This window comes from Halopseudomonas oceani (assembly GCF_002903165.1).
GTDB classification, from domain to species: domain Bacteria; phylum Pseudomonadota; class Gammaproteobacteria; order Pseudomonadales; family Pseudomonadaceae; genus Halopseudomonas; species Halopseudomonas oceani.
The window spans coordinates 1-23825 of record NZ_PPSK01000024.1 but is presented as its reverse complement, the minus strand read 5'-3'; the positions used below and the strand labels follow the sequence as shown (position 1 = coordinate 23825).

Sequence of the window (23825 nt, the reverse complement as noted above, 5' to 3'; positions counted from 1 at the left end):
CACCTCATTGCGTTGCGCCGCACGCGGCACAGTAATCGCGCCCTGCCATCTCAGAAACCCAGGGTCGCGGAGAACAGATAGGTACGCGGGCTCGACAGGGTCAGGCCGGCGGCACTGTCGTCGGAGGCACCAGCAGAGATCCAGGAGCGATCATCCAGAACATTCTCAACGCTGGCCCGCAGGGTCACGTTCTTGCCAGCGGCCTCAAAGGCATAGCGGGCGCCCAGATCAAAGCGTTCCCAGCCGTCGATCTTCTTGCTGTTGGCTTGATCAAGGTACTGCGAGCTGGAGTGAATACCGCGCGCGGTCAGGGTCAAACCGTGCATTGACGGCACATCCCACTCGGCGCCCAGATTGACGCTGTACTCGGGCGTAGCAGGCGCGCGATTACCATCCACCGCCGGGTCGTTGGTCGCGGTCAATTCGCTGTCGATGTACATCAATCCGCCGAGCAGACGCACACCCTCCCAGGGCTCGCCGAAGGTACTCAACTCAATCCCGCGATTTTCACGTTTGCCGTTAGGCCCGAATACCCGGGTGACGGCGTCAGTCTCGTAAGCCGGCTGGCGGATACGGAAGGCACTCACGGTTAAGCCAAAATCACCCCGGTCGTACTTGGCACCCAGTTCCACCTGGCGGCTGACAAACGGCGGGAAGATTTGATCCTCGTTGATCGAGGTAGAGGGAGCGATCTTGCCCTGGCTCAAGCCTTCCATGTAGTTGGCGTAGATCGACACTTCCGGCGCAAACCGATACACCACACCTACCGAAGGCGATACCTTTTCCTCGTCGTAAGCGGTGGCACCTTTGATGTCGTTGGTCCAGTCATCTACCTTCACCCGCTGCCAGCGCGCGCCCAGGGTCACCAGCAGACGGTCATCCATGAAGCCCAGGGTGTCGGCCAGCGCCACACCGCTGAATCGGTTCTCGGTGTAGACCTCGTTATCGATACGGGTGGGGACCCCTGGCACAGGCGTAGGGACCGGGTCGTACAGATTGCTGGGGGCGGTGGCGTAGCGTGCGCCGCCGTTAGTGAAATCCATGTAGAAATAGCTGGCAGCCAGATTCACCTCATGGCTGACGGGTCCGGTCTGCAACCAGCTGCGTAAACCAGCGGTGGCGGTGCGGACACTTTCATCACGGGTGAAGTCGCGGGGCTGAACGTTGAAATCACCCGCCTCGTTGATGATCGACACATTGTGACGCAGGAAGTCGTGATTGCTCTCACGCACGCCAGCCGCGCCATAGAACAGCAGATCATCACTGATATCGTACTCGCCACTGAGCGCGGCAAAGGTATCTTCGGTGCGCGCCTTGCTCCAGGCCTGGGCGTAGTTATCATTGACCCGGTCAACGTCCGGGATCGGCGCCGCCGCACCGATAAGAACCCGCTCCTGCGGCGCGTCTGTATCGCGCTCGGTATGACCGATATCGGCGCCCAGGCGCAGACGTTCACCACGGTAATCGAGGCCCAGCACCGCCATTTCGCGGTCGACGTGCTGATGGTCCCACTCGGTGTCACCAGACTGGCGCACACCGTTGAAGCGCACACCAAAGCGGTTGTCCTCGCCAAAACGCCGTCCGATGTCCAGCGCCCCGCCGACCTGGCTGTCGGAAGCGTAGCTGCCGGTAAACTCGGTGAGCGGTGTATCCGCCGCCCGCTTGGACACCACGTTGATGCCACCCCCGACTGCGCCACGAGGCGAGATGCCGTTGATCAACTGACTGGGGCCCTTGATGATATCGACCCGGTCTGCCATCTCCATGTCGATCGAATAGGTCGGCAGAATGCCGTACAGGCCATTAAACGCGACATCGGTGTTGAACAGACTGAAGCCACGAATAGTGAACTGCTCGAAGCGCCCGCCTGCCGGATTGGTGGAGCGCACCGAAGGATCGTTGGCAACCAGATCCAGCAGCGTGCGGGCATTCTGGTTCTGGGCGGTTTCACTGGTATAGGTCGTGGCGCTGAATGGGGTTTCCATGAAATCCCGTGAGCCGAGCATGCCCTGGGAAGTCTGCATGGTGACCTGCCCACCCGCGTAGCGCTCACCGCCGGCCAACTGCGGGCTGACACCCACCACCGTGATGGGAGCGATCTCCTGAGCCTCGCCCTGGGCGGGGGCAGGTATCAGCGTATAACCACCAGCACCGACCGGCTGGATCTGCAGCCCACTGCCCTGCAACAGGCGGGCAAAGCCCTCCTCTACGCTGTAGCTGCCGGACAGGCCGTCACTGCGGTGCCCCTGCATCAGCGCCGGATCAACCGATAGGCTCACACCTGCCTGACCGGCAAAGCGCGTCAGGGCTGCGCCCAGATCGCCCGCGGGCACCGCGTAACTGCGTCGTTCCAGCTGCTGCGCGTAGCTGGTAGAGATGGCCAACGGGCTGACACTCAAGCCCATCACCAGGCCCAGATGCAACAATGAACGCAGGCGCAGCGATGCGCGCTCAGTCGATACTGCAGACATAAACCAGATCCTCGTTTTTTGCTTTCTCACCGCTACTGACTGACGAGCGCAAAAAAAGGGACAGGGTTCAGGCATTTTTTTTCCTGGGCTCAAGCGATACCCAGTAGCGCGTGCGCGTCTGCACGTTCAGAGGCAGACTGGCAGCCAGCAATGCCAGCACCTGGTCGGTGTCATCCACACGGAAACTGCCGGTGACGCGCAGGCGCTCCAGCGCCGGATCCCAGCGCAATACGCCGGGTCGATAGCGACGCAACTCGCGCAGAAAATCGCCCAACGGCTGGTTGTCGGCCAGCAGCACACCGTTCCGCCAATCAGGCAGCGTAGGGTCATAGCTCGCCCAATCGGACAAGCCGGTGGCGGTCACCGACACCTGCTGGCCACCGTCCAGTAACTCGCTCGCACCGCCCCCGGCTGCCAGTTGCACCCGTCCGCGGGCCACCGCAACACGGCAATGATCATCGTAGCGTCGCACGCAAACCTCGGCCTCGCGCAGGGTCAGTACCCCCTGCGGCAAGATGACACTCAGCGGCTCGCGGGCTGCGGCATACAGCGCAACTTCACCGCGCACCAGCATCAGCCGCCGCGCAGCCAAATCCAGATTCACCGCGCTGCCGGTATTGAGCTGTAGCTCAACCCCTTGGGTCAGCGGCATACGTTGCTGCTCTCCCGTTGCGGTGTGTACATCTGCAGTCCACTCCTGCACAGGCAGCTGCCGCCCAACCAGCCAGGCCGCTGGCAGCAACGCCCCCACACCCAACACCCGCTTGACGGCCACCCGCCGCCCCAGATCCGGCCGGTCCAGCGCGGCCAGCGACAGCGCCGAAGGTAGCACGGCGAAACGCTGGCGTAGCTGCAATGCCCGCTGCCAGGCCTGCTCATGCTCGGAGCTGCGGTTGCGCCACTGCGCCAGGCGCGCACGATCCGCCTCACTGCAGTCCTCGGCATCCAGCAGCGCCAGCCAGCGCGCGGCGGCCCGGGTAATGTCCTTGCGCTCGGCCTGCGTCAGCCTGCTCATCACAGCTCCATCAGCAGGCAGTGCTCGTAAGCCTGAGCCATGTAGCGTTTGACAGTGCGCTCGGAGACCTCCAGCCGCGCAGCAATCTCGCGATACCCCACCCCCTCAAGCTGGCTCCAGAGAAAGGCCCGCCGCACACCCAGCGGCAAACCATCCAGTAACTCGTCCAGCGCCTGCAGGGTTTCCAGCAACGCCCAACGCTGTTCTGGCGATGGCGTTACCTCCTGCGGCAACTGTTGCAGGGCATCCATGTAAGCCTGTTCCAGGCTGCGCCGCGCATAAAACGTATTGAGCAGGCGCTTGCCCACAGTCAGCAGATAGGCCCGCGGCTCACGAATCTCAGCCACGGTCTGCGAGCTTGTCAGTACCCGGATGAAGGTATCCTGACTCAGATCGGCTGCATCCCACGTGTTACCCAACTGGCGACGCAACCAGTTCTGCAACCAGCTATGATGATCGCGATAAAGGGTATGTAGGCTCTGCTGCTTGGCTGTCGCGGCGTCGGTCATAGGCAGTCTGGGTTGCGGGCATGAGGGCAAATGAGATTGATTGTATTTAACAAATAGCATCGACTGCAATGTGTTAGTGCATGCAACAGGCATATCTGTTGCTCAACCTGTCCGCCAGCATTGCACTGGCCGTGCGAACCCAGCACGATAGCCATACGCCTCCAAGTGCAGATACGCCATGACCACGACGCCTGCCACACGCCAACCCTGCCCTCCGGGCACCTGCGATTGCGACCGTGACACCCTTGCCGGCCAGGCGAATGCAGACCCGCGCATCCTGCGGCTGACCCTGCATGAGGAAAAGCGCCTGCTGGCCCGGCTGGAAGCCATTACCACGCTGGAAGAACTCGAACACCTGCAACTACGCATGTACCAGCAATTGGGCATTCGTCTGGTCATCACCCCCGGCTTTGGCGAAGTGCGCAGCGTGCACGGCATCAACATCCAGTTGCTGCCCCAGCCTGGGCTTTGCCGCAAGACACGCAAGTCCGTCCCTGCCGCCATCCGCCGCGGCCTGAAAACGCACCCGGAGATTACCTTCGCGCTGCTGAACAACCAGGACTTGCTACGCGACGCCTGAGCTGTGAGCAGCGTCGACTGACGCTTAAATAGCGCCTACCCGGCACTCAGATACACCCGGCGAGCCGGAAGGAAGCGCTGAATACGCGACTGTTGCCATGAAATCGCTATCTGGGTCTACGCTTTAACTTAGTGTTTTCGGAACGCAAGACTCAAGGAACCACCACGGTGCTAGGTGTTCAGCACCATGGCAAGAACACGAGGCGCAAAGCAATGCTCCGCAATATTCCGCTCCGGACGAAACTTCTACTCATACTGGTATTACCTGTGTTGGGCTTTCTGGCCTTTTCCAGCATCTACGCTTCAGACAAGTACCAAACGCTGCGTGAGATGAGTCTAGCCACCAAGGCCAGCGCTGAGGCACTGGAAATCAGTCAGGTGATCACCACCCTGCAACGCGAGCGCGGCGCGAGCGGCGTGTTCATCAGTAGCCGTGGCGCCGCCATGCGCGATGAGCTTGGCGCGTTTCGCGACGACAGCGATGAAGCCATTCGCCAGATGCGCTCGCGGGTTAATCAGCAAACACCACTCATGACTGAAACATTACGCGCGCTTGAGACGCTGCCCGGTCTGCGCGACCAAGTTAACGCCTTGAGCCTTAATGGCCGTGAATCAGGGGCTCGCTATACGGCGACAATCAACCTCCTGATCGACTACACACAGGCCCTAGAAGCGAACATAAACGACCCCGAACTCCTGCGCCTGCTCAGCGGGCTCAACGAATTTGTCGAAATGAAGGAACGCGCTGGCCGGGAACGTGCGCTGCTTGGCATGGCTTTCGCGCAGAACAGCTTCGATGTTGAGCTGCTGACACGCTTCAGCAAAAACCTGGGCGAGTTTGGCGTTTATCTGGATGCCTTCAAACGCCGCGCCCCGGCGGAACTGAAAACCGAACTCGAAGAGATAATGCAGCTACCTGTCTCACAGCAAGTGGCAAGCCGGCAGCGCCTTGCCGTCGAAACACCAATTGGTGAGGCCCTTGGTATGAAGCCTCAGGACTGGTTCAAACTGTCGACCGAGCGGATTGATCTGATGGGGCGGATCGAGGAGGAGCTTGGCCAGCAGGTAAATCAACTGGCAGTTCAAGACCACAAGGCCGCACTCCGAAATGTCTGGCTGGCGGTGGCAGCCCTGCTGGTGGTCATTATCGCCGTGGCGTCACTGACTTATCTGATCATTCGCAATATCAATTCAGGCGTCAGTGACCTCAATGACACCCTGATCGCACTCGCCGGGCGCGCCCTCACCGCACAATCGCGTTACCAAGGCAGCGACGAGTTTGGCAAGATCGCGGCCAACCTCAACAACGTGGTACAGCACATCAGGGACGTGATCCAGGACATAGGCAGCGCCGCGACGCAGGTAGCGACAGCGGCTGAGCAAAGCTCATCTGTCGCCATGCAAACCAGCCAGAACGTCGCCCAGCAGCGCCAGGGTACTGACCAGGTTGCCACTGCTATCAACCAGATGAGCGCGACGGTACGCGATGTCGCCTGCAGCACGACAGAAGCAGCCGAAATGTCGCGGCAGGTTAACGATACAACCGCGCAAGGCAAGGCGGAGATTGTGAACACGGTCCGGCTGGTACAGGGGCTGTCCTCGCAGGCCGCCGAGACTGCCCAGCTGATTCAGGAACTGAAGAAAGAGAGCGACGCCATTTCCTCGGTCATCGACGTGATCCGTGGCGTCGCCGAGCAGACCAATCTGCTGGCGCTCAATGCCGCTATCGAAGCGGCTCGGGCAGGTGATCAGGGACGCGGTTTCGCAGTGGTGGCCGATGAGGTACGGCAACTGGCGCAAAAAACCCAAGAGTCCACTGTCAGCATTCAGCACATGATCAGTAACCTGCAAAGCGGCTCTGATCGCGCAGCCAACTCCATGAGAGAAACCCTGAGCAAAGCCGAATCGGGTGCCAGTAACGTAGTCAAGGCTGGCGACTTGCTGGAAACCATCGCTGAAGGGATCGCCAGCATCAGCGATCGCAACATTCAGGTCGCGTCTGCCGCTGAGGAACAAAGCCTCGTATCAGAAGAGATCAACCGGAATGTCAACGACATAAACGATCTAGTGATACAGGTCAGCGCAGGTGCAGAGCAGACAGCGAGCACCAGCCGTGAGCTGGCACGGCTGGCAGCTCAGCAACAGCAGCTGGTGAGCCGCTTCAAAATCGCCTGACGGGTAATCAGCACAGGTTGCATTGGGCATGCCGTTGATATTGCCTATGCAGCCCGTGACTCTCGTGCGAGACCGCACGCCGCCCGTGGCCAGGCAGCCTCAGACGGTGCCCGGCAGGCGCAGGCACACATTATTGTGTCGGTCCCTGTCAGGGCTCCGTGTTCATGATCGAAAAAAACATCAGCGCACGGTAGCAGGCCAAGGCACTCTGCCACTATATTGAGCGGCATGATCCCAGCTCCCCTGATTCCCCACGACAAGCTATTGGATTTGCTGCTGGATGTCGTCTGCGTCGTAAACAAGGAGGGACGCTTTTTATCCGTTAGCGCAGCCAGCGAACGGGTGTTTGGCTATACGCCGGAAGAACTGATTGGCCGCACGACCTTCGAGTTGATGCACCCGGATGATCGGGAGGCCACCCGGCAGATCGTCGAACGCATAACCGCCGGCCAGCCCTCGGGCGACCACGAAAACCGCTACGTCCACAAACAGGGCCATATTGTCTACATCATGTGGTCAACCCAATGGTTCGAGGCTGAACAGGTGCGCGTTGGCGTCGCCCGTGACATCACGGCACGGAAACAGGCCGAGGCCAGACAGGCCGCAGTGTATGCGGTGTCGGCAGCAGCGCACTCGGCAGAGACGCTGCCCGCACTCTACCAGCGCATGCACTGCCTGATAGCCCAGCAGCTGCCAATCCAGGCCTTTTCGGTTGCACTCTATGATGCCGAGCATGATCAACTGAGCTTTCCATACCATGCTGGGGACGGTCTGACGGCGCCTCCGCCTGCTCCACTTGCCGGTTATCCGTCACTGGCGCGAACGATTCGCTCACACCCACAGTCCACCGCCAAGCCGGAAAAAAGCGGGCAATCGCATCAGCTTTGCGTACCGCTGCTGCACGACGGTACCCCCATCGGCGCACTCACCGTACAAAGTCGGCGGAGTAATCCAGACTTCAACGCACGAGACACCGAGTTTCTGAATTTTGTCGCCAGTCAACTGGCCACGGCCATCAACCGGCACCGCGCCCACGAAAAACTCTCCTTCCTCGCCCAGCACGACCAACTGACGCAGTTGCCCAATCGCGCGCTGTTCATGGATCGCCTGCAGGGCGCCCTGATGCGCGCACAGCGCGGTGGCGGGCAACTGGCTGTGCTGTATCTCGACCTGGACAGCTTCAAGCAGATCAATGACACCTACGGCCATGCCGTTGGCGACCACCTGCTGCAACAGGTTGCAGTCAGGTTGCGCCAGAGCGTGCGCGAGTCCGACAGCTGCGGCCGTCTGGGTGGCGATGAGTTTGCAGTCTTGCTCGACAGCATTCGGCAACGGCAGGACGCCGCCAGCGTGGCGAAAAAGATCCTCAGCAATCTAGGGTCGCCCTTCCTGATTGAAGGGCATTCCCTGACCTGCACACCCAGCGTCGGCATCGCGGTCTACCCCGAGCACGGCCAAAGCGAACGCCAGCTGATGCATCATGCCGACAACGCGATGTACGCAGCCAAGCGCAACGGCGGCGCCGGTTACGCCTTTTTCCCGAATGACCCAGCCTGACTCGCGAGGAAGCCTAGCAGTTTCTCAGCGACTACCGCAGGCTGCTCCTGCTCCACCCAGTGCCCCGCTCCGGCAACCAGATCGACGCTGCGCATGTCGGTGCACACACGGCGCTGCATCAGCTCCAGCGCGCCGGGGCTCTGATAGGTACCCCAGTCACTTGCACCGGAAATAAAACAAGATGGCACCGTAATCTGCCGCCCCGCAAACAGCAGCATCTCCGCCTGCGCGGCGGCCGAGCCCAAAGAGCGATAGCACTGCAGCCCACCCTGCAAGCCAGTGTCAGCAAAGATAGCCGCATAGACAGCCAGCTCAGCGTCGCTCAGCCAGTTGCAGGCCTCAACCTGCGCCTGCGACGGCATCTCAGCGGCAACCGTTTCGGCGATAGTCCTGCTCTGCTCCATGATGTAATAAGTCGGCATGCTAGCCAGATCTTCAGCGCTGGCAGACGCCAAAGGCGCGGGCTGATTGCCCGCCCAGTCAGCGCTCTTCATGTGAAAATAGGCGCGCAGAAAGTCGTGCAGTCCCTGCTCACACGCCAGCATGTGCGCATTGGCATCGGGCTGGCAGAAATAACGCTGGTAATGCAGCCGCGGCGGGGTGAGCGCGGCCAGATCAGCGTGTAGCTGCGCAGCCGCATACGCTCCGTTCTGCCCATCAAAGCGGTAACTGGCAGGCCCAGGATAGGGTGCACTCATCAATGCCACCGAGCGGAACACGTCCGGACGCGTCAGTGCGCAAGTGCCAGCAACCGGCGAACCTATATCGTGGCCGACCACCGCCGCAACCGCGTCATAGCCCAGCGCAAACACCAGCCCCAGCGCGTCGCGCACCAGATTGAGAAACCCGTACTGGCTGATGTCGCCGTCGTAACGCGCATCACCGCCTTCGGTCATGCCGTAGCCACGCTGATCGGGAGCCACCACGTGGTATCCGGCTCTCGCCAGCGGCAACATCACCTTACGCCAACTGAACGCCAGCTCCGGAAAGCCATGCAGCAACAACACGCATTCTCGCCCGGGCTGTTCATAGCCAGCCTCGAGGATGTGGACGTTCAAACCATTGCCGTTGTTAATCTGGCGGGAGCGAATACCTGGCGGCAACTGTGCCAGCATCGCGGCGCGGGCAGCATCGCTGACCGCGCGGGCATTGAATTCGGGCATGGCGCTTCTTCTTGTTTTAGTCGTTATGAAGGCGAGGAAAGCCTCAACCTAGCGAGCCCGCCCAGACATGGCAACCGTCAGGCAGACAGGGTGAACCAAGCGAATTTAACGACATTGGCAAAATGAATTGAGCCCAAGGCAAGTTACCAACTCACACGAGCAGCGCCGCCAAGACTGCAGCGCTGAAAATCGCCAGCATGCCCCAAGTCAGGGACGGCGTCATGCTCATGAGAAAACGCCGCGACCGCTGCAAGCCAGTGTGACGGAAGCCCCCACGAAACAACGTGTTTACCGCTATGACGAGTGGATCAACAAAGGGGGTCCGGGGATTGCTGTTACTCCAGCCTTTTTCCGGACTACCAAAAGCATAAAAAAGATAAACAAATGGCAAGAAGATGCCGATGATCAGCACCAGAACAACGTTACTGCCGGAGTCGGCTATGCGCTTGCAGTAAGCATTCACCAGAACGTACACCAGCATCAGCGTCAGCCCTGTACCCAACGCAGTAAAACGGTCTCTGGGCAAAATCCAGAAACCGGCTAATCCAATCAACCACACGATGGCGCCCGTGAGAGCCAGGCCGACAAAAAACTCGGTACGGCTCAAACGCCCGCCCGTGGCGAACATGGCCTTGAAGAACCATTTCCATCCGGTTCGGGGTGGTGTGCTGACAATACTGTTGCGAGCAGCCGCCAACAGCAAACAGAACCTCTGCATTGACTCTTCCGACACGGGCAAGGTGATGCACTGATCCTGAGTCCAGTGGAAACTGTCGTCCAATAGCACAAGCACATCTGCGGGCAGCGGTTGCTGCTGCTTATCTGAGAACAATTGAATCAGTGCAGGCAGCAGCAAGGCTCCGTGACGCAATCGAATATCCAGATTAGAGAGCTCCGGGGTACCTAAAAGCGCTTGCCAGTTACCCAGGTCGTTGCGTCTCTGGGCGTCTTGCAGCAGGTCCTGAAATGCCTCGGCCAGCATCTGCATTCGCCGAGCAAAGGCTTCGTTCTCAGCAATCGCAAGGCGCTCCTGATCGACCTTTGCCTGCTGCCGGACATCGGGCGCTGGCGGCGCGACGGGCTGTTCTGATGCGTTGTTGTCTTCGATGACGGGGGGGCGCGAGTGGACATTGATCGGGGCTGCCCTGGCCGTGAGCCCTTGCGCCGTTTCGTATGCTTCACGCAAGGCCATGAACTGTTCTGGATGCTCTTCAGGATGCACCTCTTTCAGCTGCCTCGCATAGGCACGCTTGATGGTCCGCAGATCACTGTAGGGTTCGACGCCGAGCGTCTCCCAGCAGCTCACCAGCGCCCCCTGCTGGCCCGCAGCTCTGCCAGACGCTGCTCGACCAGCCCACGCGCGTCGGCGCAACGCTGCAGATCCTGTGAGTCCATTGCGGCTTCAAAGTACTGAATCAACTCCTCCAGATAGTTACGCTCATCACCGAGCGCCTCTGCCCACATCCGCTCGGCCTCTCCCATCAAGGTAATATTGGCGCTGTCTTCCCGTGGGTGAAACTTGAGCTTCTCCATATCCTTGAGCAACTTGGCCAGGGTTTGCTCGTCAATTTCGCTGGTCGTGTTCTGGATCACCAGGCTGCTGCGCATGCCTGTGCTAACGACCCCTGCCTGCACTTCCAGCACACCGTTGATGTCGTAGGTGAAACGCACATCGACGGCCTCCTCACCCGCCCTGGCGCCGGGCACCTGGACTATCAGCTCGCCAATTTTTACGTTGTTGCGCACCATCCGCTGCTCACCTTGATACACCGACAGATTAACCACACGCTGGTTGTCGGCAACCGTGTAGAAGCGGTCCATGCGGCTAGTCGGGATCACCGTATTGCGCGGGATAATCACACTGAAGAAGCCTGAAGAGCGCTGGTCGCCCACCTCTTTAGACACCTCGATGCCCAATGAGAACGGACAGACGTCTGTCAGCACCGTATCGCGCAAACTGGCGTTACGCTCTTTAAGTGCGGCCTGCACGGCCGCCCCCATAGCGACCACCAGGTCAGGATCGATGGTTGTCGCGGGAATACGGCCGAACAGGCGGCCCACATGACTGCGTACAACAGGCATACGGGTTGCGCCGCCGACCAGAATGACCTCGTCAAAATCCTCGCGGTTCATACCGGCGTCCAGCACCGCCCGTTCTACTGGTCCGCGAATCCGATCGAGCAATACGCTGCACGCCTGCACAAAAGCCTCACGGGTGAATACCAGGCGGTGCTCCTTGCCTCCCAGGCTGACGACCAGCGGCACTTCTTGCTGATCGGCCAACGCCTTCTTGGCCTCATCACAGACACGATACAAATGCGCCCGCTCTTCCCTGCTGAGCGCCTGACGCTCATAGCCGATCTGCTCACATACGGCACCCAGCATCGCTGCGGTAAAGTCTTCACCGCCAAGAAAGCTGTCGCCGCTGGTGGCGTGCACTTCGAGCAGGTCTTCGAACTTTTCGAGAATGGAAACGTCGAGCGTACCGCCACCCAGATCGATGACAATGAAACGGCATTCTTCTTCATTCTCCTGAATGCCGTATGCCAACGCGGCGGCCGTCGGCTCGTTGATCAACCGTTCCACCTTCAGACCCGCCAGACGGGCGGCGTTCAAAGTGGCAGTGCGCTGGTGGTTATTGAAGTAGGCGGGGACGCTGATGATTGCCTCGTCTACCGACTCTCCAAGATAGACTTCGGCATCGGCCTTCAGCTGTTTGAGCACCAGCGCGGAGAGCTCCTCGGCGCTGAACTGGCGTTTGCCCAGAGTCGCCTTTTCGCTGGTCCCCATAAGGCGCTTGAATTGAGCGGCGGTCTGCTCCGGATGGGTGACCAGCCTGTCTTTGGCGGCGCGACCAACCATGACCATGCCGTTGTCATCAACGCTGACCACCGACGGAGTCAACAGCTCGCCAAGCGCATTGGGAATAATGATGCTCTTGTCGTCACGCCAGACACTAACCAAGCTGTTTGTGGTGCCCAGATCTATCCCTACAACGGCCATGCCCCAATTCCTTCTGTTGGCGTTTTTTGGGGCCAGTATATACAGAGCGCTTGCAGCAGGAACAGAGCCTGAATATGCCTTGGCCGGCATCGCCGCCCTGACAGAAAAACACACAAAAACCGCCCGAAGGCGGCCTTTGCGGTCCCACTCCGAGCTGTATCAGGCAGCAGCCAGACCCGATTCTGCCTCAGCCAGCATGGCAAACTCTTCGTCGGCCGACTTGGCAACCAGATGCTTGCGGCTGTATCCGAAGTAGTAGGCCGCACCGATCACGAACAGGCCCATGGTGAAGAAAAACGCGCGCGGGTCGAAGGCATACACGCCGGTCAGTGCAATCAGTGACAGCACCAGCGCGATACCCGATGTCACCACACCGCCCGGGGTCTTGTACGGGCGCGGCAGGTCCGGCTGTTTGATGCGCAGCAGGATGTGACTGAGCGCCATCAGTGCGTAAGACACGGTCGCACCGACAACCGCCATCGCCAGCATCAGATCACCCTCACCGCTCAGCGAGGCGATAAAGCCGAAGATACCCGGCACAATCAGCGCACGTGCTGGCACCTTGCGCTCGGTGGTCAGCGACAGCGACTTGGGCAAATAACCGGCGCGTGACAGGGCGAATACCAGACGGCTGTAGCCGTAGATGATCGAGAAGAACGAGGCGACCAGACCTGCCAGACCCAGCACGTTGACCAGTGTAGCCAGACTGGCGCTACCGGTTGCGTTCAGCGCATCCACCAGCGGTACCGCGCTTTCGCCCATGGCTTGCGCCCCGGCGGCGCCGGGCACCAGCACCACAACCATCAAGGCAGTAAACAGCAGAAAGACCATGGCACCGATGATGCCCTTGGGCACGTCCTTGCCCGGGTCCTTGGCTTCTTCAGCCGCCAGCGGCACGCCTTCGACAGCCAGGAACAGCCACATGGCAAACGGCAGCGCCGCCCACACACCGTACCAGCCCAGCGGCAGCAGCTCGCTGGCACCGTTGGCGTCGGTCATGGCGATGTCGAACAGGTTGTTGATGTCAAAGTGCATCACCAGCGCCACGCCGGTGGCAACGATGGCGAATACCGCCAGACCGCTGATCACCATCATTACCTTTAACGCTTCACCCACACCCGCCAGGTGAATGCCGACGAATACCAGATAGAAGATTGCGTAGACCCACGGACCGTTGAAGCCGAGCAGCGCTTCCACCGCCGAACCAATGAAGATAACGATGGCCGCCGGCGCCAGCGCATATTCAATCAGCACCGCCAGACCGGTTAGAAAGCCACCGGTAGGCCCCATCGCCTGCCGGGCAAAGCTGTAACCACCACCCGCAGCCGGAATGGCCGCCGACATTTCCGCCAGCGACAGCACCAGGGTCAGATACATCAACCCCATGAGCACTGCGGCAATCGCAAAGCCTGCCCAGCCCGCCTGCGCGATGCCGAAGTTCCAGCCGGCAAAATCGCCGGAAATAACATAAGAGACGCCAAGCCCGGCGAGCAGAATCCAGCCCGCAGTCCCGCGCTTGAGTTGCCGTTTGGCAAGGTACGCCTGATGGTCGTTAGACATGAGAGATCCTCAGTAGTGTTGCAGATGTGAATGACGCCTCCCCGACGTCACTCGGAAACCAGAAAATTGCGACCGCTGCCGCCGTGTTCGATAACCGCGTCTTCGGTGCGATCCTTGAGGTTGACCCCCGAGAGCTTCAACCGCTGCGCCTCACGCAACAGATACAACGCCCGTTTGGCCCCCTCGACATGCGGCAGCCCCGCCGGCCGCACGTTGGAAATACAGTTGCGTGATGCATCGGTCAGCCCCGGTTTGGGTGACCAGGTCAAGTAAAGGCCAAGACTGTCCGGCGAACTCAGACCTGGACGCTCACCAATCAGCAGCAATACCGCGCGCGCGTTCAACAACGCGCCCACGTCATCACCAACGGCCACGCGGCCCTGCTCAACGATGGTCAGCGGCGCCAGTGAGCACTCCGGCAACTCGCCGGCCAACAGCCCCATAAAACGCTGCAGAAACGGCACTGCGCTCTGCGCAATTGCGCGGGATGACAGGCCGTCCACAATCACGATGGCCAGATCGCTCGGCTTGTCGCAGCCCTGTCCGATCAGCCGCTCGCGCGACGCGTCGTCCAGTACACGCCCCAGATCCGGGCGCTGCAGATAGGTCATGCGATCAGTCGCCTGACTGTGCAGGCGCATCGGCTCACCCAGCGCAGCCAACTGCGGGTCAGCGGCCAGCTCACTGCAAAGGGCGTCGACATCCAGCGGCAGATGAACCGCATCACGGGCCTGCGCGTGGGACAGCTGAAACGCCAGCAGCTCGCTGGTCGGTAGACTGATCCCTGCGCGCCCTAAGCCAATACGCGCATCGGTAAATTCGCGCAGCCGACGCCAGGGGTTCTCGACCACCGCACCCGGCTGGTTGCGGGTTTTGTCATTTGACGAACTCATGCTCTGCCTCCCGGCAACGCCTTGAGTGAGCGGGCAAAGGGTTCGGGCAGTGCGTCGTGCAGAATGTGGCGGTCGGCATCGCGCATGATCTGCATGCGAGTCAGCCACTGTTCGAACTCCGGCGACGACTTCAGCCCCAGCGCACGGCGCGCATACAGCGCGTCATGAAATGAAGTCGTCTGGTAATTGAGCATGATGTCGTCCGAGCCGGGGATGCCCATCACGAAGGAGCAGCCTGCCACGCCCAGCAGGGTCAGCAGGTTGTCCATGTCGTTCTGATCGGCTTCGGCGTGGTTGGTATAGCAGACGTCGCAACCCATCGGCACGCCGAGCAGCTTGGCGCAGAAGTGGTCTTCCAGCCCTGCGCGGATGATTTCCTTGCCGTCGAAGAGGTACTCTGGGCCAATAAAGCCGACTACGGTATTGACCAGCAGCGGCTGGAACTTTCGCGCCACGGCATAAGCGCGGGCCTCGCAAGTCTGCTGATCCAGTCCATGATGGGCATTCGCCGACAGCGCGCTGCCCTGCCCTGTCTCGAAATACATCACGTTGTTGCCAACGGTACCGCGTTGCAAACTCAAGGCCGCCTGCTGCGCCTCGGCTAGAGTTGCCAGGTTGAAACCAAAGCTGCTGTTGGTCGCCTCGGTTCCGCCAATCGACTGGAACACCAGATCAACCGGCGCCCCGGCCTCGATGCACTCGATGGTATTGGTCACGTGGGTCAGCACGCAGGATTGGGTCGGGATCTCGTATTTTTCGATCACCTCGCCCATCAGCTTCATCAATTTGATCGCCTGCGCCACGTTATCGGTCGCAGGGTTGATACCAATCACCGCATCGCCGTTACCGTAGAGCAGCCCATCGAGGATGCTGGCGGCGATGCCATTCACATCATCAGTCGGGTGATTCGGCTGCAAACGGGTCGACAATCTGCCCGGCAAACCGATGGTGTTGCGGAACGCAGTGGTCACATGGCACTTCTTGGCGACCAGAATCAGATCCTGATTACGCATGATCTTGCTCACCGCCGCGGCCATCTCCGGCGTCACACCCGCACGAATCGATTGCAGCACCTCCGGGGTCGCGTGGTCGCTCAGCAGCCAGTTGCGAAAGTCCCCGACGGTCAGGTGCGATATGGGCGCAAACGCCGCCGGGTCGTGCTCGTCGATGATCAAACGGGTGATCTCGTCCGCTTCATAGGGCACCAGCGCTTCGTTCAGAAAGGTCTTCAGTGGTACCTCGGCCAGCGCCATCTGCGCGACTGCGCGCTCCTCGGCAGACAGCGCAATAACCCCGGCCAGTCGATCACCGGAGCGTTGTGGTGTCGCCTTGGCCATCAGCTCGGCCAGATCGCGGAAGCCGAAGGTTCGGCTGCCCAGCGTATAGCGGTAAGAATGCGTCATCGTGTTACCTCAGGCATGCAAATTGCTGCGAATGTCGCGCAAGTCACGCGAAGCAGCGGAAGATGCCTGAAATACAAGCCATACCCGTTCCAGCGGACTATCAAGATTTGGCAAAAGTGAATAAGGCAGCCGATTTACGCCCTTCGTGCCATATTCCGCCCGCAAATCCTGCGCTAGGATGCCGCCAACTGAACACGCGAGCGCTCGCCAATGCAGCCCATAACGGAGCACAACGCACCAGCAAGGAGCACACGTGAGGCACAGGACGCCGACGAACACGCCCACAACCTGACCAACTGGCAGCAGGAATACGACCAGTTGGGCGGCGGATGCTTCTATGGGCGAATAGATGAAGTCGCTCTGGACGGCTGCCAGTTATTCAAAGAACACACCAACCGCTCCCTGCGCCAACAGTGCAACGTCTGGAAAGACGCGCTGTGGCTCGGCATACCCGCGCGCGCAGCGGACTGCCGCATCAACGGCCTGGAGGTCGGCAGCGATCAACTGATGTGCCGCCCCGGTAGCCGCGACTTCGAGTTAATGACGCCAGATGCCTTCGACATCTACGGCATCGTCATCAAGGAAGAGATGTTACTGCGCGCCGCCGAACGTGAAGAACGCACGCTGGACCTGCAATCACTCGAACACAGCCCGCGCCTGACCGTACCGCAGGAGCAGCTCGACCAAGTCCGCGGCCTGCTGGAGCAGGTGCTCTACCGCGGCGCCCTCGGGCTCGACAGCGAACACCAGCAACAACTCGCCAGCCAGGCCCTGCTGGAACTGGTCGCCAATGCCGCCCAACCGTCAGCAGCGCCCAGCTACGCGCATCGGCGCAAGGTAGTCGAACAGGTCAAAACCTATCTGGCCGATCACCCGGACGCACCGCTCAGCATCCCCGAACTCTGCGAGCGCGTACACGTCAGCCGTCGCACCCTGCAATACAGCTTCGAAAGCATCCTCGGCATCAGCCCGCTACAGTTCCTGCGCAGCGCCCGCCTCAACCGCGTCCGCCGCGCCCTCAGCGACCCGCAACAAACCAGCCCCATCGCCGTCATCGCGGCAGACAGCGGCTTCTGGCACCCGGGGCAGTTTGCGCGAGATTACAAAGCGTTGTTTGGTGAGAATCCGTCGGAGACGGTGAAGCGGAGCAAATGAGACAAAGCCGAACTCATCACCCTAATGGGTATCCATCACAACAACTTTTCACTTAGCTCTTTGACGCAGTACTCCGCCGCAATTTGCAGCTCACGCTTCAACCCCGCTGCATGGTCCCCCACCAACTGTTGATAAGACGGCGACGTCGATGACTGTTCAGGAACACGAGCACAAAAGGCCTCCGCAATGACCTCTTCCTTATGTAAATCAATCAGCCGAGCCTTGGCACTGTAAATAACGCGGTAGTTGTCCCAATCGGAGGGGAAGTATCCAAAGCTCCAGTTGATAGTCCTGACATCAAGGGCGAAATCCTGATTGGCATGCGTCGCTGACAGGTATTCGATGTCACCGTCACTGCTCGGAACCGACGACGGCATAAGATTCATACTTCGAAGCGTCGCTAATTGTGCGGCGATTTCTTCACCGATAAAAGCTGCGGGGTCTTCTACGTTGTGCTGTCGAATGATCTTGTTTCCTTCGCTAATCATTGTGACTGCACCGACTAGGGGAACGATCACTTTTCCTGCCGTCATGGCGGCGAAGTCTGGCTTGTCGCTCGTAGTAACAACCAAGGATTTTTCATGCAATGAGCTGGAATGTTCATCATCCAGTTTTAGCGTTGCTGTGCTCACACAACCAGCGAGCAGAGTCACGAAGACAACCAAGGAAATACGTCCAAACATCGATACTGCTCCCTGTAATGCGCTAAGGCGTGTAGGACAGCGTACAACGAAGCTCTCTAAAACAAGCGCACGTATACAAGCCATCCATGGACTTATAAAACTGGCTTAACGCCAGGTGACGACGTTAATCACATATCTGCGTCAGGTAAAGCGGCTTATCCACCGCGTGCCGCAGATTGGAAAGCCGTTGGATATGGTGAAGTGGTCGCTTAACTCCACCAAGTAGCCCATGCCCATGTACATTTTCATCGTCTGAGTTCCAACCTGTAGAACGTGAAAGCCACAATGCCGAGCAAGGGCAACCCTGAATCGCACCGAGTTATGAAACGGGTACCCCTGCCTGTCCGTAACCTGGAGAAGCACGCATGACCGCCGAGGAGAAAATAGCACGACGCAAGCTCAGACTGCTGGACTTTGCGCAAGAGCTACGCAACGTCAGCAAGGCCTGCAAGGCGATGGGATACAGCCGGCAGCAGCCCCAGTAGCAAAGCCCTTGGCAACTGCACCACTGACGTAATCTAACAGCTGCTCTGTCTGTTTCTTTAGCCCGCCTTCCCTTCACGCGTGCAAGTGAATCGGCATGAGGACCACACCCATTCGAGTGGCCGCTCCTGGCGCACACGACCGACGACAAACGGTATTGGTGCCCGGCAAGCAAAAAGATAAAAGGGAATGACGCAGGTACCGGCGCCCAAGGCATGGCCGCCAAAACCACTGGGCAACAGATGCGACCGATGATAAGAAGATGATCCGACAGCAGAACTGCCTGGGAATAAAATCTACGCCATCCTTGGGCCTTTGCGAACTGGCTTATTGCCATATCCGCAAGGTAACGGCATCACCGGTACAGGTAAAGCACGACTTTCTGTTCGGTGGCTCTAGCTCCAGGGAGAGCAAACCATTACTACGAAAGATCGCAGCTCTCAAGGGCTGTGCAGCGACGGCATCCCGTTAATGGCGATATCCGCGCCAACAATGACCACCAGCGGAATCGCAGCCAGCACAACGGCGCCATCTGCCAGCACAGCCAGCGGCGTAGCGGCAGTGCGCATGGCCACCACACCCGGCGATAACGCCTCGGTGACAGTAATCGAATAGGAGCCATTCAGCGCCTGGGTGTGTATCGCCTCCGGCGCATCAAAGCCCTCAGCTGAATACCGCTTGCCGCTTACCTCACCTTCATACAAGACCGTTCTACCTTCAAGCTGATATCCGGCCTCCAGCGCGGCAGCGCGCTGCGCTTCATTGGCCTCCGGTTTCAACCACAGACGATAGCGCCCGGAAATGCGATTGAAATTATTCACCTTGAAGCCGCCAAACGTGGCGCGCACCTGAGGATAAAACCCGGACTCAAAGGTGTGCTGCAGCTCCTCCGGCATGGGAAACACGTAGTGATGTCGAATACCCAGCACAACAAACCATTCGCCATCGGTCGAGACCATGACCTGGTTGATCGGCTCCACATAGCGTTTGCCATCGCTCTCGTACAACGCACTGGTCACACAGCCGCTCAGCATCAACATACAACCGAGCATCAGCATTCTGCCCACCATCAAACGGCCTCCTTGCCTGCCCCACCTGCGCAGCAACAGCGCCACGCCAGGGCTGAGGTATACCTCGTCAGGGGGCGATACAGGCAGGATTGAACGGCAGGTTGCGCGCGGGTTCACACCAGCAGGCTCACATGCGGGCCAGAGGTAAACGGGGAAAGTCGACAAGCAGGCGCAAACAAGCCGAAGCGGAGCTTAAAGGAGGAGACTCCTAGCCACAATAAAGACTTCATCGGCCGAATACAGATCGCTGATCGTCGCCACCACCTCAGCGCCAAGGGCGTCCCGATAAAGCTGCTGTGCATGGTTGTCGGCACGGGTGTTGACGATGATGTGCTTCAAGGTCGAACCCTGCTGCGCCAACTCGGACTTGACCTGCGGCAATGACTGGTCAATCAGCGCACGCCCAATCCCCTGCCCGTGCAGCGCAGGCAGCACCGTAATCTGATCCAGCTCCAGCACCGCCTGATCGCGAAAGCCACTCTTCTGGGCCCAGAGAATGTAGCCCACCACGGTGCCCTGATCTTCGGCCAGATAACAGAGAAAACGCGGATAGGCGTTAAGCGTTGCGCCGAACCATTCGAGTCAACCTTTTTGACGAACAAACGCCAGCCGACGGACTGCCGCAGCGGCGGGCAAATCGGCCAACTGCATTGGGCGAATACAGTGTTTGGTGTGCATATAGAGTCACGTCCTGTGTGGTATCCATCGCCTTGATGATGCGCTGCCAGTTGCTTAGTTGGCAGTCCGGATCAGCTCGGCAACCGCCCTGTCTGCGTGAATCCGGGTAGTGTCATAAAGCGGCACCGCGGTATCAGCCTGCGTGACCAGCATGCTGATTTCGGTGCAGCCAAGAATCACTCCCTCTGCCCCGCTCGCAAGCAACCCATCGATAATGCGCAGAAACTCGGCCTTTGACTCCGGAGTGATTGTGCCCAGGCACAGCTCCTCGTATATAACCGAATGCACGATTCGGCGGTCGTCCGCTGCGGGCACCATTACCTCGATGCCGAACTGCTCCTGCAGCCTGCCCTTGTAAAAGTCCTGCTCCATGGTGAACGCCGTGCCGAGCAGGCCGACCTTTTTCACCTGGTTGCTGACCAGCACGTCTGCGGTCGCATCGGCGATATGCAGCAACGGGATGCCGATAGCACTCTGAATCTGCGGCGCTACCTTGTGCATGGTGTTGGTACAGATCAACAGAAAATCCGCTCCGGCCCCTTCAATCTTCCGGGCTGCTTCAGCCAGCACCCGCGCCGCACCCTCCCAGTCGCCCTCACGCTGCAACCGCTCGATTGGCTCGAAATCGACACTGAACAACACGATCCTGGCGGAATGCAGACCACCCAGCTGCTGTTTGACACCTTCGTTGATCGCCTTGTAATAGCCGGCCGTGCTTTCCCAGCTCATGCCACCCAGCAACCCGACAGTTTTCATATCACTCTCCACTTTGCTGCCCGACAATCCGTCGATGATGACGCTGCGCCAGAACAACCAGTCGCAGCGGCTCCCCAACCACAACGCACCCCAGATACAGGATCACACCCCACGCACCCACTGCAGCCAGCAGCGAGAAATCCCATAACGCCGCCGGCAGGCCAGCAGCAAATTGCAGCGACCCGTTTATACCCGTCACCACCAACACACCCACCAGCAACTGAAAGCCAGCGTAGATAAACGTACCGTAGCGGAGCCAACCGAGCCGCTCAGGCCAAAGACCACCCTGCACCAGTACGCAAACACGACAAGCGATGCCAGTAGCTTGATCAGCAGAAAGGCAAAGTCATATTGGTGCAGCACAACATCATGGACGGCAGAGACATGAGCCAGCAACGCAAAGGCAGCGGGCGCACGGTAAAAATCAATCAGCTTGAATAACTCTGACAGCAGCGTAACAAGGAGAATCGCCAGAATGACTGACGGGATAACTCGTTTCAATTTGGTTGGTCCTAGTAGTAGCGGACTAACGCAAAGCTAAACGGAGCCCTGAAAAGGGCCTCCGGCGGAGGCCGCAGACAAGAACGCACTTGAGCCCCGGGTTATAACCAACACCGTTAGAATCGAGAGTCGTTTTCACACGGGATTCCATCACGGTCGCCATCCATTTTGGTATTTGGGCAGTTCCTTGTGAAAAATTCGGCTTCTGCTCTAGAAGTCATTTGACTGCAATGCTGCCGCCCGTCACATCTGAAGCTTTGGTGAGTGCTGTGAATAGGTGCTTCGCTACGAAGATCTCCTGAGCCCGAGCTGGTGTGGATAGCGCTTGGCGCAGTATCGATACTTTGTTTGTAAAGGCTCCACGCACCGAAGCCCAAAAGACCTACAAGAATAATTTTTTTCAAACCCAGATTCCAAAGTTGATAGCGCGATAGCGTTGAAGCCATGCGGCGCAAACGAAGCGCAGCGTAGTTTGCGTCCGAACGAGCGACTTGTTACAAGCCATTTCTACTTCCTTCATGGATAAGTAAGCCGATACCACTGTTTGGCTTTACCTCTATGTCTGGTAGAACATCGTCACTTGTGTATGGCTTTTCATCTGGGCCGACCCCCAACAGGTAATAGTGAGATGGATCTTTTAATTCATAGTGGTAATAGCGCGACTCGCCACCCATTTTGATATTCGTGGGATCGAACACGAACACTATAGAGTTTTCTGGTAGTGATTCACGCAATGTTTCTAGCGAATCAGGGTAATGGCCATTTTGTGTTTTATAGAACTCTATGGCTTGGACAAGTGAAGTAATCATACTTTTGCTTAATTTGGCTCTAAGATCGTCATAGACGCCACCACGTTGGACGAAGCTAAAGTAGAACAATGAAGAATAGAGAACGACGGTGAAAGCTATGCCGCCTCCTCCAATTAGGGCAAGCATTTTGCCTCCGGTTTTCTTTGTAGCCAGGCCCCAAACTATTGCCACCAGACCAAATAGGACACCGATCAACGGTATGAACGACATAACACCAACAACATATGTGAACGTACCGAGCTTTTCTTGTTGTTCAGTCACTACGAAACAACTCCTTATGGCTTATAACGCCCCACTCACCGGAATTTTGGGAGCGCAGCGAGTAAAATTTCCGTGTGGAGTGGCTTGTTATCCATAGATCACACTTCCATCGATAAGTCTCTAAGCGATTCCTTATCAAGATCATTTTTTAGCACTGTAATTATTGATTCATAGATATCTACAAGACTTGCACACAAATCAATCAAATCATTATAATCATTATAATCATTATAATCATTATAATCATTATAATCATTATGAAACATAGGTTTATTTTTGATTAATTTATGAATTACTTCTTTATGGATCAACTCTATGTCATTGCCTTTGTGCACCCCACCATTATGCACTGTGTTTCTAGCCGCCCTGATGAAATCAACTATATTTTTATCGATTTTTAAGTCACGAGGATAATTTTTTTCGCTTGCTTTATTTATTACAAAATCAAATTTATCAGGAAAAGATATAAAATTTCCAGGAACCGATCTCAGCCTTGAAAGGTGTTTATTTTTTTCTTCTTCGCTTGAAGATTTTTCATAGTCATCAAGATGCTTTCTACATTTCCTTAACCTACTCAATGTATATCTTTCAGTCATTTCATCCCCATAGTTTTCAGATATTTTCGTAATCCAATATTCAAACGCAGAGAATATGCTGACTAGAAAATCTAGAATATGTGATCCGACCGTCTGATCATATCTATTGACAAATAAATCATTCAAACAATCGAGAGAATCTGAAAGTGAATCTCTCGATAACACATATGATTCTCCTTGAATAAGAATTTCTTTACCGTAATGCCCTTCGTTGAGTATCTGAGTTAGCAATGCTGCTAGAGGTCGAGCCTGTACAGAATTTGATATTTCAGAACAAATAAAAAACATCAATAACTGCTCACACACAGTCTTAACATGCCCAAAAAAGCTACTTATTGTTACAGGGGTTTTAGGATAGCCAGACTCTTCAAGATCGCTTAAAAAATGTTTGCTTTCGTAATAACTACACACATCTTTTAAGGATAGAAATGCTCCTATTCTATGCTTATTCCCCACCTGATACTCTAAATCGTCGCAATATTTACCTATTGCATCTAATAAAGAT

General features: G+C 57.8%; 20 protein-coding genes and 2 pseudogenes. 5 read left to right on the top strand and 17 right to left on the bottom strand.

Annotation, left to right across the window (positions count from 1 at the left end; genetic code table 11):
• Nucleotides 1-50: 50 nt before the first annotated feature.
• The 3 genes from C1949_RS17320 to C1949_RS17310 form a co-directional block, all read right to left on the bottom strand.
• Nucleotides 51-2471 carry a TonB-dependent receptor gene (locus C1949_RS17320; RefSeq protein ID WP_104739676.1) on the bottom strand — a complete coding sequence of 807 codons (2421 nt, stop codon included), beginning with the start codon at nt 2469-2471 and terminating at the stop codon, nt 51-53.
• Between the two features lie 67 nt (nt 2472-2538).
• Nucleotides 2539-3486, bottom strand: a complete 948-nt coding sequence (locus C1949_RS17315) for a DUF4880 domain-containing protein (protein WP_104739675.1) — start codon at nt 3484-3486, stop codon at nt 2539-2541.
• A complete protein-coding gene (locus C1949_RS17310; RefSeq protein WP_104739674.1) occupies nt 3486-3995 on the bottom strand; it encodes a sigma-70 family RNA polymerase sigma factor in 510 nt (169 codons plus the stop codon). Before C1949_RS17310 ends, C1949_RS17315 begins: the two co-directional genes overlap by 1 nt.
• Nucleotides 3996-4173: 178 nt before the next feature.
• On the opposite strand from C1949_RS17310, the gene C1949_RS17305 reads away from it, so the two are divergent.
• From C1949_RS17305 to C1949_RS17295, 3 genes are all read left to right on the top strand, one after another.
• Nucleotides 4174-4575, top strand: a complete 402-nt coding sequence (locus tag C1949_RS17305) for a hypothetical protein (RefSeq protein ID WP_104739673.1) — start codon at nt 4174-4176, stop codon at nt 4573-4575.
• Nucleotides 4576-4787: 212 nt separating this feature from the next.
• Nucleotides 4788-6749, top strand: a complete 1962-nt coding sequence (locus C1949_RS17300) for a methyl-accepting chemotaxis protein (protein ID WP_104739672.1) — start codon at nt 4788-4790, stop codon at nt 6747-6749.
• A gap of 228 nt (nt 6750-6977) precedes the next feature.
• Nucleotides 6978-8306 (top strand): sensor domain-containing protein, encoded by a 1329-nt coding sequence (locus C1949_RS17295; RefSeq protein ID WP_104739671.1) that lies wholly within the window; start codon nt 6978-6980, stop codon nt 8304-8306.
• Here C1949_RS17295 and C1949_RS17290 read toward each other — a convergent pair.
• From C1949_RS17290 to C1949_RS17265, 6 genes are all read right to left on the bottom strand, one after another.
• A complete protein-coding gene (locus C1949_RS17290; RefSeq protein ID WP_229744495.1) occupies nt 8276-9469 on the bottom strand; it encodes an alpha/beta fold hydrolase in 1194 nt (397 codons plus the stop codon). The genes C1949_RS17295 and C1949_RS17290 overlap by 31 nt on opposite strands.
• 151 nt (nt 9470-9620) lie before the next feature.
• Nucleotides 9621-10775, bottom strand: a complete 1155-nt coding sequence (locus C1949_RS17285) for a J domain-containing protein (RefSeq protein ID WP_104739670.1) — start codon at nt 10773-10775, stop codon at nt 9621-9623.
• The gene (locus tag C1949_RS17280) at nt 10772-12472 is read right to left on the bottom strand and encodes an Hsp70 family protein (RefSeq protein ID WP_104739669.1); all 1701 of its coding nucleotides are present in this window, start codon (nt 12470-12472) and stop codon (nt 10772-10774) included. Before C1949_RS17280 ends, C1949_RS17285 begins: the two co-directional genes overlap by 4 nt.
• A gap of 159 nt (nt 12473-12631) precedes the next feature.
• On the bottom strand, nt 12632-14032 hold the full coding sequence (gene eat, locus C1949_RS17275; protein WP_104739668.1) for an ethanolamine permease: 1401 nt from the start codon (nt 14030-14032) through the stop codon (nt 12632-12634).
• Nucleotides 14033-14079: 47 nt separating this feature from the next.
• Nucleotides 14080-14925: an ethanolamine ammonia-lyase subunit EutC gene (eutC, locus tag C1949_RS17270; protein ID WP_104739667.1), complete on the bottom strand. Its 846-nt coding sequence runs from the start codon at nt 14923-14925 to the stop codon at nt 14080-14082.
• Nucleotides 14922-16328, bottom strand: coding sequence for an ethanolamine ammonia-lyase subunit EutB (locus C1949_RS17265; protein WP_104739666.1), 1407 nt, complete (start codon nt 16326-16328; stop codon nt 14922-14924). The genes eutC and C1949_RS17265 overlap by 4 nt, the downstream gene beginning before the upstream one ends.
• A gap of 210 nt (nt 16329-16538) precedes the next feature.
• On the opposite strand from C1949_RS17265, the gene C1949_RS17260 reads away from it, so the two are divergent.
• Nucleotides 16539-17483, top strand: coding sequence for a helix-turn-helix domain-containing protein (locus C1949_RS17260; protein WP_104739665.1), 945 nt, complete (start codon nt 16539-16541; stop codon nt 17481-17483).
• A 35-nt stretch (nt 17484-17518) separates the two neighbouring features.
• Here C1949_RS17260 and C1949_RS17255 read toward each other — a convergent pair whose 3' ends face one another.
• Nucleotides 17519-18166, bottom strand: coding sequence for a hypothetical protein (locus C1949_RS17255; RefSeq protein WP_104739664.1), 648 nt, complete (start codon nt 18164-18166; stop codon nt 17519-17521).
• 365 nt (nt 18167-18531) lie between these two features.
• Here C1949_RS17255 and C1949_RS17250 point away from each other — a divergent pair.
• Nucleotides 18532-18642 (top strand): annotated as a pseudogene (locus C1949_RS17250) (IS481 family transposase); the annotation flags it as partial.
• Nucleotides 18643-19089: 447 nt separating this feature from the next.
• Here C1949_RS17250 and C1949_RS17245 read toward each other — a convergent pair.
• The 7 genes and pseudogenes from C1949_RS17245 to C1949_RS19480 all read right to left on the bottom strand — a co-directional run.
• Entirely contained in the window at nt 19090-19719 is a 630-nt protein-coding gene (locus C1949_RS17245) for a hypothetical protein (protein WP_104739663.1), read from the bottom strand.
• A 192-nt stretch (nt 19720-19911) separates the two neighbouring features.
• Nucleotides 19912-20259 (bottom strand): annotated as a pseudogene (locus tag C1949_RS17240) (GNAT family N-acetyltransferase); the annotation flags it as partial.
• A gap of 192 nt (nt 20260-20451) precedes the next feature.
• Entirely contained in the window at nt 20452-21153 is a 702-nt protein-coding gene (locus C1949_RS17235; RefSeq protein ID WP_104739662.1) for an aspartate/glutamate racemase family protein, read from the bottom strand.
• Nucleotide 21154: 1 nt separating this feature from the next.
• Nucleotides 21155-21445: a hypothetical protein gene (locus C1949_RS17230; protein WP_104739661.1), complete on the bottom strand. Its 291-nt coding sequence runs from the start codon at nt 21443-21445 to the stop codon at nt 21155-21157.
• 325 nt (nt 21446-21770) lie between these two features.
• Nucleotides 21771-22058 (bottom strand): excalibur calcium-binding domain-containing protein, encoded by a 288-nt coding sequence (locus C1949_RS17225; protein ID WP_104739689.1) that lies wholly within the window; start codon nt 22056-22058, stop codon nt 21771-21773.
• Between the two features lie 90 nt (nt 22059-22148).
• Complete coding sequence (locus tag C1949_RS17220) at nt 22149-22724, bottom strand: type II secretion system protein G (protein WP_104739660.1); 576 nt, start codon at nt 22722-22724, stop codon at nt 22149-22151.
• 98 nt (nt 22725-22822) lie between these two features.
• On the bottom strand, nt 22823-23825 hold a 1003-nt coding region (locus tag C1949_RS19480), incomplete at its 5' end, for a hypothetical protein (RefSeq protein WP_170063109.1).